The 14,539-nt window shown below is 67.8% G+C and carries 11 protein-coding genes; 6 read left to right on the forward strand and 5 right to left on the reverse strand.

Translation table 11 applies throughout. From position 1 onward, the window contains the following. Positions 1 to 16: 16 nt before the first annotated feature. The 4 genes from GGR43_RS08990 to GGR43_RS09005 form a co-directional block, all read right to left on the reverse strand. Positions 17 to 2,176 carry a TonB-dependent receptor gene (locus GGR43_RS08990; protein ID WP_188071641.1) on the reverse strand — a complete coding sequence of 720 codons (2,160 nt, stop codon included), beginning with the start codon at positions 2,174 to 2,176 and terminating at the stop codon, positions 17 to 19. Between the two features lie 90 nt (positions 2,177 to 2,266). Further along, entirely contained in the window at positions 2,267 to 3,496 is a 1,230-nt protein-coding gene (locus GGR43_RS08995) for a Bcr/CflA family efflux MFS transporter (RefSeq protein ID WP_246343449.1), read from the reverse strand. A 104-nt stretch (positions 3,497 to 3,600) separates the two neighbouring features. Further along, positions 3,601 to 4,599 (reverse strand): LacI family DNA-binding transcriptional regulator, encoded by a 999-nt coding sequence (locus GGR43_RS09000; protein WP_188071642.1) that lies wholly within the window; start codon positions 4,597 to 4,599, stop codon positions 3,601 to 3,603. Between the two features lie 86 nt (positions 4,600 to 4,685). Continuing rightward, a complete protein-coding gene (locus tag GGR43_RS09005; protein WP_188071643.1) occupies positions 4,686 to 5,888 on the reverse strand; it encodes a cytochrome P450 in 1,203 nt (400 codons plus the stop codon). A 441-nt stretch (positions 5,889 to 6,329) separates the two neighbouring features. Here GGR43_RS09005 and kdgD point away from each other — a divergent pair, with 441 nt between their 5' ends. The 6 genes from kdgD to GGR43_RS09035 all read left to right on the forward strand — a co-directional run bounded on the left by kdgD (position 6,330) and on the right by GGR43_RS09035 (position 12,510). After that, positions 6,330 to 7,262 carry a 5-dehydro-4-deoxyglucarate dehydratase gene (gene kdgD, locus GGR43_RS09010; RefSeq protein ID WP_188071644.1) on the forward strand — a complete coding sequence of 311 codons (933 nt, stop codon included), beginning with the start codon at positions 6,330 to 6,332 and terminating at the stop codon, positions 7,260 to 7,262. Continuing rightward, complete coding sequence (locus GGR43_RS09015) at positions 7,259 to 8,806, forward strand: aldehyde dehydrogenase (NADP(+)) (protein WP_188071645.1); 1,548 nt, start codon at positions 7,259 to 7,261, stop codon at positions 8,804 to 8,806. Before kdgD ends, GGR43_RS09015 begins: the two co-directional genes overlap by 4 nt. Before the next feature lie 24 nt (positions 8,807 to 8,830). Continuing rightward, positions 8,831 to 10,192, forward strand: a complete 1,362-nt coding sequence (locus GGR43_RS09020) for an MFS transporter (RefSeq protein WP_188071646.1) — start codon at positions 8,831 to 8,833, stop codon at positions 10,190 to 10,192. Then, on the forward strand, positions 10,189 to 11,532 hold the full coding sequence (gudD, locus tag GGR43_RS09025) for a glucarate dehydratase (protein WP_284276904.1): 1,344 nt from the start codon (positions 10,189 to 10,191) through the stop codon (positions 11,530 to 11,532). Before GGR43_RS09020 ends, gudD begins: the two co-directional genes overlap by 4 nt. Positions 11,533 to 11,611: 79 nt before the next feature. After that, positions 11,612 to 11,899 (forward strand): hypothetical protein, encoded by a 288-nt coding sequence (locus GGR43_RS09030; protein WP_188071647.1) that lies wholly within the window; start codon positions 11,612 to 11,614, stop codon positions 11,897 to 11,899. Next, the gene (locus GGR43_RS09035) at positions 11,857 to 12,510 is read left to right on the forward strand and encodes an alpha/beta hydrolase (protein WP_188071648.1); all 654 of its coding nucleotides are present in this window, start codon (positions 11,857 to 11,859) and stop codon (positions 12,508 to 12,510) included. The genes GGR43_RS09030 and GGR43_RS09035 overlap by 43 nt, the downstream gene beginning before the upstream one ends. An 80-nt stretch (positions 12,511 to 12,590) precedes the next feature. On the opposite strand, the gene GGR43_RS23380 is transcribed toward GGR43_RS09035, so the two are convergent. Continuing rightward, a complete protein-coding gene (locus tag GGR43_RS23380; RefSeq protein ID WP_223177368.1) occupies positions 12,591 to 14,522 on the reverse strand; it encodes an alpha/beta fold hydrolase in 1,932 nt (643 codons plus the stop codon). Between the last annotated feature and the right edge of the window lie 17 nt (positions 14,523 to 14,539).

Here is a 14,539-nt window from a genome sequence, read left to right on the forward strand (position 1 = left end):
GCGATACTCGCCCGCGTCAGAGCGGGCCGAGCTTCACGCGGACGCGCGCGCCGAACTGGCGCGGCGCGCCGTAGATGATGCCGCCATCCGCGCTCGACGCATTCTGCACCTGCGACGCGATGTAGAGCTTGTCGAACAGGTTGGTGACGAAGCCCTCGATCAGGAAGCGCTCATTGGGCTCCAGCGTCGCGCGCAGATCGACGATGTCGCGGCCCGGCACGATGGTCGCCACCGCCGGGAAGGGCGTCGCATATTGGCTCGACACGTGCGACCACTGGACGCGCGGCGTCAGCGTCGCATTGCCCAGCGGGATCGCATATTGGATGCCGCCGTTGATCGTCCATTTGGGGGCGAAGGGCAGGCGGCGGTCTTCGGGCACGAAGTCGTCGGCCGTCGTCGGCGTGGCGGACGAGGCGCAGCGCACGCGGTCGCCGCCGGGGTTGTTGGTGTTGTTGAGGCAGATGGACTGCGCGAACTTCGCATCCAGATAGCCCACGCCCATGTTGAAGGCGAGCGCGTCGAACTGGCCGGTGACCTCCAGTTCCGCGCCCTTGGAACGGGCGCTCGCCGCGTTCTGGGTGACGGGTAGGCCGTTGAACAGGCTGGAGAACTGGATATCCTTGTAATCCGAATAGAAGATGTCGCCGTTCACGCGCAGATGGCGGTCGAGCAGCGAGGTCTTGAAGCCCAGCTCATAGACGGTGTTCTCTTCCGGCCCGAACGGCGCGACGCCGGTGGAGAGGTTGACGCCGCCCGCCTTGTACCCGCGCGAGGCGGTGGCGTAGAGCGTCACATTCTCGGTCGGGTAGAAATTCACCGCGATGCGCCCGGTCAGCTTGTCCGACTTCTGCACGTCGGTCGCACCGTTGCGGGTATAGACCTGCTTATCCTCGGAATAGCGGGCGCCGACGATGAACTCGATCGCGTCGGACGGCTTGTAGTTGATCTGGCCGAAGCCCGCCTTGGTGGTGTTGGTCGCATCGGCGAGGATGGTCGAGGTCGACGATACGAAGGTCACCGTATTGTTGTTGTCGCGCCGCTGATCGAGCCCGACGTCGCCATGCATGTAGAAGGCGCCCACGACCCATTGCAGCGGGGCATTGCCGGTCGACAGCAGGTTGGTTTCGGCGATGAAGATCTCATGCGTCGTGTTGATCAGGCTGACGCGGCCGGTGTTGGACGCAGGGGGACGCGGCAGCGCGGTGTCGGTGCGGTCGCCGTCCGCCTGGTCGCGGGTATAGGCGTCCTGGTAGGAGATGTTGGTGCGCCACCGCACCGCGTCGGACAGGTCGAGCCTCACTTCGCCCGAATAGCGGTTGCCGACATTGCGCAGGAAGGAAATCGCGTCTTCCTTGACCACGCGCGGGCCGACGGTCGGCAGCAGCGTGCGGTTGGTGACGGCGTTGTTGTCGCTGTCGTTGTTGAAATGCTCCCAGCGCAGGTTGATGCCGAGGCTGCTCGAAGGTTCGATCAGCAGGTTGCTGCGGAAGGCGTAGAAATCGACATTGCCCGGATTGCTGGGGCTGGTGCCGATCTGCTTCGAGAAGCTGTCCCGTTTGTCGTAGATGCCCGCCACGCGCAGCGCGACATTGCTGGAAATCGGCACGTTGACCGCGCCGATGGTGCGGAACTGCTCATAATTGCCGATGGTTTCCTCGATATAGCCGGACAGGCGCGAGAAATCCGGGTCGGGGGTGCGGACATAGAGCGCGCCGCCGGTGGAATTCTGGCCCGTCAGCGTGCCCTGCGGGCCGCGCAGCACCTCGACCGAGGAAAAGTCGAAGAAGGAAAAGCCGATATACTGCTCGTTCGGGATGAACACGCCGTCGATATAATAGGCGACGCCGGTGCTGGAGGTGGGGGCCGACTGGGCAATGCCGACGCCGCGGATGTTGATGAAGGTGGAGCGGTTATAGGTGTTGATCGCGACCGAGGGCGCCACCTGCTGGATGTCGCCGAGATTGGCGACGCCCTTTTCCTGAAGATCATCGCCGGTGAGGACGGTGGCGGAGATCGGTACCTTCTGGAGGCTCTGCGTGCGCCGCTCGGCGGTGACGACGATATCCTGAAGGCCGCCGGAGGACGCATCGTCGGCGGTCTGGGCCAGCGCCGGAATGGATGCGCTTGCAAGGAGGAGGGTGAGGGTGGAGCGTGTGACAAATATCTTGGAAATCATGGCTTCGTCTCCCTGAAGCGGCTGTGCTTTTGTATCGGAGCGCCCTTATCACATATGCAAGCACTTGCATAGCCCGATTGGCGGCGTCCGTCAGCGCTTCAGCGCGCCCAGAAAGGCAAGGCCGGTGGCCAGCGCCAGGCCGATGGCGAGGCGCAGCGGATCGATCGGGGAGAAGGCGCCGAGCGCCATCATCCCGGCCCCGCTCGCCAGCATCTGCACCGCTCCGGCAAGGCTGGCGGCGGTGGCGGCCAGCCCTTCCTCGGCGAAGATCACATTGTTGATCGCCGCCGGGCCGGCCAGCCCCGCGCCGACGCCGAGCAGCAGGATCGGCGCGATGAACGGGACCGGCCCCTCGATTCCCAGCAGCGCGAGCGCCAGCGCGACCAGCGCGCCCCCGGCGCAGAAGGCGGTGCCCGTGACCAGCGCGTCGCCGCGCCGCTCGATCGGCGCGACGAAGCGGGTGCCGACGATGCTGGCGACGGCGATGCCCAGCAGACACCCGCCTGCCTCGGCGGGGGAGAGGCCGAAGCGGTCGATCAGCAGGAAGGAGGAATTGGCGAGGAACATGTAGAGGCCGCTGCTCGCCCCCGCGAGCGCGGCGGTGGTCAGCAGGAACTGGCGATTGGCGAACAGGCGGCGATAGCTGCGCAGCAGGGACGGGGACCGTTCCTCACCGCTCGCGCCGCCCGCCGATATGGACCGCCGCTTCCGCGCGGTTTCGGGCAGGCGGCGCCAGGCGGCGGCAAAGGCGATGGCGCCGCACAGGCCGAGCAGGGCCAGCACCGCGCGCCAGCCGATCCATTCCGTCACCGCGCCGCCCGCCAGCGGCGCCAGCGCGGGCGAGATCATCACGATGGCCATCAGCGTCGCCTGCTTTCCGGCCGCTTCGCCGCGCGGGAAGAGGTCGCCCACCATCACCCGCGCGGCGACGACCCCGGCCGCGCCGCCGACCGCCTGCATCATTCTGGCCGCGACCAGCATCGGCAGTGCATGGGCGGCGGCGCCCAGCAGGCCCGCCAGCGCATAGCCCGCAAGCCCTGCGAGCATGACCGGTCGCCGCCCGTAGCGGTCCGCCAGCGGCCCCGCCAGCAACTGACCCCCGGCCAGCCCCCAGAGATAGATGCTGATCGTCCATTGCGCCTGCGTCGGCCCGATGGCGAATTCCGATGCCATCAGCGGCAGCGCGGGCACCAGCATGTGGATCGCCATCGATCCCATCGCGGCGATCGCCGCCAGGATCAGGATGGTTGCCTGCCCGCGCGGGCGGCAGGAGCGCGCCGTCATCTCGCCGCGTCCGTCATCCGATTTCCCCTCGCGCATGGTGCGGCCTATCCCCTCTTCGCGCCGATGATGGCAGCGCTTTCATAAGCGGGCCGGGGCAAATGTCCAATCCCGATCGAGGTCTTGGCCATCTGGCGGGGCTGTCAGGCGCTTTCGCGGGCGATGAGGCGGAAGCCCACGTCGACGATATTGTCCCTGTTGTCCGATCCGTCGCGTTCGCGCCCGATGGCGGCGATCGCCTCGCGCGCGATGCGGGCGCCGTCAATGTCGACGGTGGTGATGGTCGGCCGCATCTCACCCGCCAGAGAGGCGTTGCCGAAGCCGATCACCGCGATGTCGTCGGGCACCTTCAGCCCGGCGAACTGCGCCTCGACGATGATCCCCTGCGCCAGATAGTCCGACCCGCACACCACCACGTCGGGCATCGGGTCGAGGCGGCGTATCTCCGCGAAGGCGCGCCGGGCCTGGCCGAAGCGGGACGGGATGGCCACCGAATCCTGGGTCGGCGTGGCGCCGCCGCCCGCGATCCATTCCTCGCAAAAGCCGTCGCGCCGCAGCGCCGCGCGCTTGCCCTCGGCGGTGATGATGTGCGGATGGCGATAGCCGCGCGTCGCGAGGAAGCGGGCGATGTCGCGGCCCACCGCGCGATGGGAGAAGCCGATGGCGAGGTCGATCGGATCTTCCGGCAATTCCCATATCTGGATGAAGCGCACCTTGCTCCGCCGCAGCAGATCCTCGGTTTCCGCGTCCATCGGGCCGGTCGAGATGATCGCGTCCACCCGCCTGCTGAGCGCGGCCATGATCAGCTTGGCGGTGCGCTCGGTCGACACGCCGGTCAGGCCCAGCATCACGTTGGTTCCGGCTGCGGCCAGTTCCTCGGCCATATTCTCGATCGTGTCGTTGAAGATCGAATCCGACAGATGCGGGATCAGCACCGCGACCAGGCGGCTGCGATTGGAGGCGAGACCGCCCGCCAGCATATTGGGGATGTAGCCGATCTCATGGATCGTCGCGCGGATGCGTTCCGCCGTGGCCTTGGCGACCACGTCCGGGTTGTTGAGGAAGCGCGATACCGTCGCGCTGGATACGCCGGCGCGCTGGGCGACGTCATCAAGAGTCGGCTTTCGTTGCGTATCGTCCAAGCTTTGCTTCCGTTTCCCGGAGGTCCCCTTTGCGTTGTGATACGCAAAGGCCGGGGATTTGCAAGCTCGTCAGTGGTACAGGCGCGTCAGTCGATCCGGCACCCCTCGAAGCGCAGCGGCACGGTGACCGCACCCACTTCGGGCCAGCGCGTCATCCTGATCTCGCCGTTGAGCGAAAAGCCGGTGGTGCGGGTCAGCAATTCCTCCAGCGCGATCTTCAGCTGCAACCGGCCCAGCTGCGCGCCGGGGCAGTTGTGGGGCCCGCGCCCGAAGGCGAGATGGTCGCCGATATTGGGGCGGCGCAGGCGGAAGCTGCCAGCATCCTCGAACACCGCCTCGTCGCGGTTGGCCGACGCGTAGACGAGGGCGATCGCCTCCCCTTCCGCTATCGTCCGGTCACCGAACCGCACGTCGCGGTTGGCCGTGCGCGCAAAGCCGCGATAGGGCGAATAGAGGCGCAGAAATTCCTCGACCGCATCCTCGATATCGGCCGGATTGGCGCGCAGCGCCTGTTGCAGATCGGGGTGGCGGGACAGGTGCACCGCCATATTGCCGATCATCACCATCGGCGCGACGATGCCGACGACCAGCAATTGGCGCACGGTGCCGACGATCATCTCGTCCGGCAACGGATTGCCCGCGCCGTCGCGCGCCGCCAGCAGCGCACTGGTCGGGTCGTCCTCCACCGGCAACGGGTTGCGCCGCCGCTCGGCGATCAGTTCCCGCGCCATGTCGTAGAGGCGCAGGCTGGTCGATTTCATCTGCTCCTCATTGTTGAGGTGGACCGACAGGATGAAGGCGCGGCCCGCATCGTGCAGGGTTTCGAGCGCGCGGTCGCGGATGTTCATCCAGGCGCCGAACACATGCACCGGCAGGTGCGACGAGAATTCGCCGCAAATATCGCCTTCCCCCCGCGCGAGCAGCGGGGCGAGCAGATCGACGGTGATCCGCCGCACCGCCGGTTCCAGCGCCAGCGTCTTTTCCCGCGACAGCAGCGGGTTGAGCGCGCGGCGATAGGGGGTGTGTTCCGGCGGGTCGAGGTGGAGCGGCGGGCGCCGCCCGGTGAAGGCGACCTTCGGGATCACATTCTGCACCGAGGTGATGAAGGTCGAAGCGTCGCTGGCCGCGCGCTTCACGTCCTCATAGCGGGTCAGCGCCCAGAAGCCGCCCCATTTGTCCGTATGGGCGACCGGGCATTGCGCGCGCAGCCTGTCGAACTCGGCATGGGGGCTGTCGAAGCTTTCCTCGACTTCGGGGTCGAAATCCGAATGGTCCTGCCGGTCGTTCATGGATGATGATGCCTGATGCCTAAAGGTGTAACAATCGTTCCTTGCATAGCGGCCCGGCCGGGATATTGCAAACGCTTACAGTGCAGATTTTGCAGATATTTGAGCAAGCCCGGTTGCGTCTTTTGACGCTGCCTCCCCTCCTGCCGCCCTGATTTCGAACGATTCCGGCGCGGAAAACGGAAATCGGGAAGAGTCGGAGGCATGGCTCTGCGGATGAAAGCCATTGCAACGGCCCTGTGCGCCCATCATAAATCATACCGCCCGCACGGAGCAAGCCGTGCCGTAGGAGGCTGGCAGGCGCTTGGGCAACAGCAAGGAACGTCGATGCATTTATCGTATCAATCGATGCGGTAATCGGCTTTGATGGATATCGATCCCGCTCTTACCAAAGCCGGCAGGCGATCTCATCGCACGACTGAAACTCTTGCATGGTGGAATGATATGAGCGGGATGAATCCGGCCGGAATGGCGAAGCAGATCGGCAGCGGCCTTTTGTCTTTTCCTGTCACGCATTTCGACGGGGACCAGGCTTTTGCCGAGGGCCCCTATCGCGAGCATTGCGCCTGGCTGATGGAGCATGAGGTGGCAGGCCTGTTCGCCGCCGGGGGTACGGGCGAATTCTTCTCCCTCGCGCCCGAAGAGGTCGGGGCGGTGGTGAAGGCCGCGGCCACCGAGGTCGGGGGCAGGATCCCGCTGCTTGCAGGTTGCGGCTACGGCACCGCGATCGCCACCGACATCGCCCGCCGGGTGACGCGCGCCGGGGCCGACGGCCTGTTGCTGCTGCCGCCCTATCTGGTGGGCGCGCCGCAGGACGGGCTGGCCGCGCATATCGAGGCGGTGTGCCGCGCGACCGATATCGGCGTGGTCGTCTACAACCGTGACAATGCGATCGTGAACGACGAGACGCTCGCCCGGCTGTGCGAGCGCAACCCCAATCTGGTGGGCTTCAAGGACGGCGTGGGCGATGTCGAACTGATGACCCGCATCCGCGCGCGGATGGGCGACCGCCTCACCTATATCGGCGGCCTGCCCACCGCCGAGACCTATGCCGGTCCCTATCTGGAAATGGGGGTCACCACCTATTCGTCGGCGATCTTCAACTTCATGCCCGCCTGGGCGGTGCGCTTCTATCAGGCGGTGCGGGCGCATGACGCGGATCGCATCCTCGAAGGGCTGCGGAATTTCGTGCTGCCCTATATCGCGATCCGCAATCGCCGCGCGGGCTACGCCGTATCCATCGTCAAGGCCGGGATGCGCGCGATCGGCCGCCCGGCTGGCCCGGTGCGGACACCGCTGACCGACCTCGACGACCGGGAATTCGCCGATCTCAAGGCGCTGATCGAGGCCAATGCCGATTGGGGCAAGGGCGAATGAGCCTTTCGCCCGACCTGTTCATCGCGGGCACGCGGCGCGCGGGCAGGGGCGATCCCGTCCATGCGGTCGCGCCCGCGACCGGCGAGCGGATCGGCCCGGCCTTCGGCGGCGCGACGGCGGAGGATGTGGCGGATGCCTGCGCGGCGGCGGCGGCGGCGTTCCGGCCCTATCGCGCGGCCGGTCTGGAACGGCGCGCCGCCTTTCTGGAAGCGATCGCCGAGGAGATCGAGGCGCTGGGCGATACGCTGATCGAGCGCGCGGTGCTGGAAACCGCGCTGCCGCCCGCCCGCATCCTGGGCGAGCGGGGGCGCACCGTCGGCCAGCTGCGCCTGTTCGCGCGGGTCGTGCGGCAGGGCGACTGGCAGGAGGTGCGGATCGACCCCGCATTGCCGGATCGCCAGCCCGCACCGCGTCCGGACATCCGCATGGGTCGCATCGGGCTGGGCCCGGTCGCGGTGTTCGGCGCGAGCAATTTCCCGCTCGCCTTCTCGGTCGCCGGGGGAGACACCGCGTCCGCCCTCGCGGCGGGCTGTCCGGTGGTGGTGAAGGCGCATCCCGGCCATCCCGGCACCTCGGCGCTGGTCGCCGAAGCGGTGGACCGGGCCGTCGCCCGCTGCGCGATGCCCGCGGGCGTGTTCTCGATGGTGGCGGGCGCGAACCATGCGGTCGGCGCGGCGCTGGTGACGGACGAGCGGATCTGCGCGGTGGGCTTCACCGGATCGCGGGCGGGCGGGCTCGCGCTGATGGCGCTGGCCGCCGCGCGGCCGCGGCCCATCCCCGTCTATGCCGAGATGAGCAGCATCAACCCGGTGCTGGTCTTCCCCCACGCCCTTGCGAGCCGGGCCGAGGCGGTCGCGAATGCCTATATCGCCTCGCTGACGCTGGGCGGGGGGCAGTTCTGCACCAATCCCGGCCTGCTGCTGCTGCCCGAAGGGCCGGGGGCGGAGACGTTCCTGCGCGCCGTCGAAAGCGCGCTGGCGGCGCAACCCGCCGCGACCTTGCTGTCCCCCGCGATCCACGCCGCGCATCAGGCGGGACAGGCCGCCCTTGCGGCGACGCCCGGCGTGGACTGCATCGGTACGGGGGCGGAGGCGCGCGGCCCCTGCGAGGCGCGGCCGACGGCGTTCGTGGTCGATGCCGCCCGGTTCGACGCCATCCCCCATTTGTCGGACGAGATATTCGGCCCCACCGGCCTTGTCGTGCGCTGCCCGGATGCCGCCGCGATGGCCGGGATCATGGAGCGGATCGAGGGGCAGCTGACGATCGCGCTCCACATCGACGCGGCGGATGAGGAGGCAGCCGCCACGCTGCTGCCGGTGCTGGAGGAAAAGGCCGGGCGGTTGCTCGTCAACGGCTTCGGCACCGGCGTCGAGGTGTGCGATGCGATGGTGCATGGCGGCCCGTTCCCCGCGACCTCGGACGGGCGCAGCACCTCGGTGGGCAGCTATGCGATCGAGCGGTTCCTGCGGCCGGTCTGCTATCAGGACATGCCGCCAGCGCTGTTGCCCGAAATGCTGCGCGACCGCACCCCCCAACAGGCATAAAAAGGCCGCAGCGAAAGGACGAGGATGGAGAAGGCGAAGGGCAAGACCGGCGGGCCGCCGGGGCGGGTGCGCTATCAGATCGCGCTGATCCTGTTCCTGCTGACGACGATCAACTATGCGGACCGGGCGACGCTGTCCATCACCGGCAATTCCATCCAGCATGAACTGGGCCTGTCGCCGGTGTCGATGGGCATCGTCTTTTCCGCCTTCGGCTGGGCCTATGTGCTCGCCCAGATCCCCGGCGGGCTGCTGCTGGACCGCTTCGGCTCGCGCCGCGTCTATTGCTGGTCGATCGCGCTCTGGTCGCTCTGCACGCTGGCGCAGGCCTTTGTCGGCGTGTTCGAGGCAGCGGGCGCGATCGTCGCGCTGTTCCTGCTGCGCTTCCTGCTGGGGTTGACCGAGGCGCCCTCTTTCCCTGCCAACGCCCGCATCGTCGCCGCCTGGTTTCCGGCGGCCGAGCGCGGCACGGCGACCGCGATCTTCAATTCCGCGCAATATTTCGCCGTTGCCGTCTTCGCTCCGCTGATGGGGTGGATCACCCATATATATGGCTGGCATCATGTTTTCGTGCTGATGGGTGTGCTGGGGCTGGCCGGGGCGGTGCTGTTCCGTGCGCGCGTCCACGCGCCGATGGAGAGCCCGTTCCTCTCCGTGGCGGAGCGCGAGCATATCGCCGCGGGCGGGGCGCTGGTCGAGATGGACAGCGCGGCCCGGCCCACCGCCCGGCGCGGGCGGCCCGACTGGGCATCGATCCGGCCGCTGCTGACCAGCCGCATGCTGATCGGCATCTATATCGGCCAATATGCGATCACCGCGCTGACCTATTTCTTCGCCACCTGGTTCCCGATCTACCTTGTCCAGCAGCGCGGCATGTCGATCGTCGAGGCCGGTTTCTCCGCCGCCGTGCCCGCGCTGTCCGGCTGGGTCGGGGGCATATTGGGCGGCATCTGGTCCGACCGGATGCTGCGCGCCGGGCATTCGCTCAATATTTCCCGCAAGGTGCCGATCTTCTGCGGCATGGCGCTGTCCGTCTCCATCGTCGGCTGCAATTTCGTCGAATCGGAAATACTGGTGGTGGGCCTGATGGCGCTGGCCTTTTTCGGCAAGGGCGTCGCCGCGCTCGGCTGGGTGGTGATCGCCGACGCCGCGCCGCAGGAACGCACCGGCCTTGCCGGCGGCATCTTCAACGCGATCGGCAATATCGCCGGTATCGTCACGCCGATCGGCATCGGCCTGATCGTCGCCGCGACGGGCAGCTTCGACCTCGCGCTGGTGTTCGTCGCCCTCCATTCGCTGCTCGCGATTGCGAGCTATGCGGTGCTGGTCGGGCCGATCCGCCGCCTTTCCCTTCCCTCCGCCGTCCCTTCTTCCGGAGTAGCCCCGTGATCCTGCCTTCCCCTGCCTCCTCGCCCCGCATCGTGGAGATGCGCGTCGTCCCCGTCGCGGGGCGCGACAGCATGCTGCTGAACCTCAGCGGCGCGCATGCGCCCTTCTTCACCCGCAACATCGTGCTGATCACCGACGAGGAAGGGCGCACCGGCCTTGGCGAGGTGCCCGGCGGCGAAGGCATCCGCCGCACGCTGGAGGAGGCGCGGTCGATCGTGGTCGGGCGCGCGGTGGTGGAATGGACCGCCATCCTCACGCACATGCGCGCCGCCTTCGCGGATCGCGACGCGGGCGGGCGGGGATTGCAGACCTTCGATCTGCGCATCATGGTGCATGCGGTGACGGCGGTGGAATCCGCGCTGCTGGACCTGATGGGGCAGCATCTGGGGCTGCCGGTGGCGGCGCTGCTGGGCGAGGGGCGGCAGCGCGACCATGTGCCGATGCTGGGCTATCTCTTCTACATCGGCGACCGTACCCGCACCGACCTGCCCTATGCCGACGGTGCCGGCGGGGCGGATGCGTGGGAGCGGCTGCGCACCGAAAGGGCGATGGATGCCGATGCGATCGTCGCCCTGGCGGAGGCGGCGCAGGCGCGCTACGGCTTTCGCGACTTCAAACTGAAGGGCGGCGTACTGGAGGGCGAGGCGGAAATCGAGGCGGTGACCGCGCTTGCCCGCCGCTTCCCCGACGCGCGCATCACGCTCGACCCCAACGGGGCATGGTCGCTGGACCAGGCGATCGCGCTGTGCAAGGGCAAGAACGGTATATTGGCCTATGCCGAGGACCCGTGCGGCGCGGAAAACGGCTTTTCCGGGCGGGAGATCATGGCGGAGTTCCGCCGCGCCACCGGCTTGCCGACCGCCACCAACATGGTCGCGACCGACTGGCGCCAGCTGGGTCATGCGATCAAGCTCGACGCGATCGACATTCCGCTGGCCGACCCGCATTTCTGGACGATGCAAGGCTCGGTCCGCGTCGCGCAGCTCTGCCATGAGCTGGGGCTGACCTGGGGGTCGCATTCGAACAATCATTTCGACATCTCGCTGGCGATGTTCACCCATGTCGCGGCCGCCGCGCCGGGCGACATCACCGCGATCGACACCCACTGGATCTGGCAGGACGGCCAGTATCTGACGCGCGACCCGCTGCGCATCGTGAACGGGCAGGTGGCGGTGCCCGACCGCGCGGGCCTCGGCGTCTCGATAGACGAGGACGCGCTGGCGGCGGCGCATGCGCTGTACCGGGACCATGGGCTGGGCGCGCGCGACGATGCGCTGGCCATGCAATATCTGATCGACGGATGGAGTTTCGACAACAAGCGCCCCTGCATGGTGCGCTGAGGCGCGCCGTTCCATATAGAAGTTGATAACGAAAACAATTCGCATTAATCGCGGCGGAAACCCGGATGAAGGAAACCGCATGCGCCAGCTTTCCACCGTTACCGCCACCGCCGCCGCAAGGATGAGGCGTCTGCTCTCCCCGCTCGCCGCGTTCACGCTGCTGCCCGGAGTGGCCGCCCTTGCGCCGGCCGCTCCGGCCGTGGCGGCCCCATGGCAGCTCGAACGGTCGGACGTGGTGACCGTGCCGGGGCCGGAGGGGGACGACTATCGCGTCATGATTTCCTGGCCCGAAGGCGATCCGCCCGCCGGGGGATGGCCGGTGCTGTGGCTTCTCGACGGGAAACCCATTTCCCGACGGCGACGCTGATGGCGCGGCGGACGGGGCGCGGGCGCGGCGGCGCCAGCCGACCCGCCGGCATCATCGTCGCGATCGAGGCCGGGCCGGTGCGGCGGCGGTCGCGGGATTATACGCCGTCGGTCGCGGGCTACGCCATTCCGGGCGGCGTTCCCGGCACCGGCCTGCCGACCGGCGGCGCGGACGCCTTCCTGACCTTTCTGGAAAAGGATGTGCGCCCGCTGGTCGAGCGGCGCTGGCGGACCGACCCGGCGCGGCAGACCCTGATGGGCCACAGCTTCGGCGGGCTGCTGGCGCTGCACGCGCTGGCGCGGGGGAAGGCGTGGACCCGCTATGTGGCGATCAGCCCGTCCCTGTGGTTCGGCAACGGCGTCATCCGGCAGGAACTCGAACAGGCCAATCTGCCCGCAGGGCGGTCGCTATTGATCGCCCATGGCGACGCCGAGCGCGGCGGCAGGGGGGAGGCGAATGCGGCGGCCTCGCCCGAAACGCTGGCCGCCGACCTGACCGCGCGCGGGGTGAAGGCGCGCTATGAACTGCTCGTCGGCCAGAGCCATGGCTCCACCATGGGGGCGGCGATGGGCGACGGCATCGCCATCGCCTTTGCCGCCGAAACGCCCTGACGGCTGACCCGCGCCTTCGTGCGGGCGCGGACAGGGAGGAAGGAGGACGCGTGGAAAACGCGGCCTCCAAGGGAGAAGGTTCAGGCGGCCGCCTGCATTTCGGCCAGCTTGATCTGGACCAGCATCGACAGCTCGTCATAGACGACCCATTCGTCGACGATCTTGCCGTCCTTCACATGGAAATGGGTGACGCCCATCACCGACAGATGGTGGCCGGTGGGCGCGCCGAGCGAGCCATAGCCGAGATGATGGCCGTCCATCAGCCAGCGCACCGCATATTTGACGCCGCCTTCCTCGCTCTCGTTGGAGCAGATATGCTGCGGCACGAAAGAGCAGTCGGGCATCAGCGCGACCAGCCGCATCGTCTGCTGGAGCACGGCGGCGATGCCGTACAACTCGCGCATCAGCGGGCCGTGCCACTGGCAGTTGGGCGCGTAGATTTCGTGGATCTTGCCGAACAGCCGCTTGTTGTAGATGTGGTGCAGCCAGCGCAGCACCTCCGCCTCGCCGTCATTATGGGCGATGGAGACGTCCGCCTCGCTTTCCGGCGGATATTGGCCCAGCAGGCGGCGGTTTTCCGACAGGTCGAGCACGGTTTCGCCATTGTCGAACTTCTTGCGGGCAATGCCTTCCGCATAGGCATGGGGATCGACGCCGACCTGGATCAGCGGCCCCATATTGTCGCGGACGATCCACTCCTTGTAGATCTTGTTCTCCAGGATCATGCAGTCCGCGACGGTGCGGGTGCAGAAGGTGCGGCCCGTCGGCTTGCCCCAGGACCCGAATTCGGTGTGACGGCCCAGGCCATGGGTCATGTGGCTGGTGTAGAAGCCGTCGACGTCATTGCCGCGCCACAGCACCTGCTGCGCCATGCCGCGCCGGTCGGGGAATTCGACCAGCCGCTGGATGGTGTCGCGAATATGCGTCTCGCGGTCGTACATCGTGCCCAGCGTCGTGTAGGCGACGCAATTATGCGTGTAGTGGGTGTAGATCAGGCCGACGTCGCGCTCGTCCCAGATCTTGTGGGTGCAGCGGATGATGTAATCGACGATGTCGGTATAGCAGTCGTCGAAGCCCTTCATGCTCTGCACGCGCGGCCGGTCGGTCGGGACGAGCTGGGTGAAGTCGCGCCGCTCGACGTGCAGCACGTCGCTGTCGGCCTTGCCGGACGCGACCTTCACGCCCTTGCCATTGGAATCGGTCATGGTTCCTCCTCGATTTGTCCGTTGATGTATGTGATCGGATGAAAGCGTGCCTCTGTCCACGCCGCCGTCCACGCGCTTGAGCCAGCGGGCGACGGCGGCGGCGGTGGCGTCCGGGTCCTCCAGCGGCGCGAAATGGCCGGCGCCGGGCACCAGCACCAGCTCCGCGTCGGGCAGGCCGGCCGCCAGTTCCCGCTGCATGTCCGGGGTGCAAACCCGGTCCTCCGCGCCGCCCAGCACCAGCGCGGGCATTGCCATGCGGGGCAGGCGCGGGCGGTTGTCGCCGCGCGTCAGCGCGACCTCGATCTGGCGGGCGAGCGTGCCGGGCGGGCAATCGCGGGCCATGGCGACGATGAGCGCGCGCAGTTCCTCGTCCCCTTGCCGCGACTCGGCCACATAGGACGGCCAGAGCGTGACGCCGACATGATCCGCAATGGATGCGGCGGCGTTGGCGGCGGCGTTGGCGGCGGCGGCGCGGCGGTCGGCATGCTGCTCGGCCGGAATGTCGCCGCCATTGGCGTCGATCAGCGCCAGTCCCATCACCCGGTCGGGCGCGGTGGCGGCCATTTCCATCGCCACCAGCCCGCCCAGCGAAAAGCCGAGCAGCGCGAAGCGGGGCGGCGCGGCGGATAGTATCCTTTCCGCCAGCCCCTTGGCCGAGTCGCTGCCCAGCATGTCGCCGAACAGCAGCGGTCGGCCGGGCAGGCGCTCGGCCAGCGGCGCGAACATCCGTCCGTCGCACAGGGTGCCCGGCAGGATCAGCAGCGGAAGAATCCCGCCTTCCGGGCGGTGCTGGGTATCGGCCTTCATGCAGGACTCGCTGTATC

The sequence above is a fragment of the Sphingobium jiangsuense genome (assembly GCF_014196495.1).
Taxonomy (GTDB): domain Bacteria; phylum Pseudomonadota; class Alphaproteobacteria; order Sphingomonadales; family Sphingomonadaceae; genus Sphingobium; species Sphingobium jiangsuense.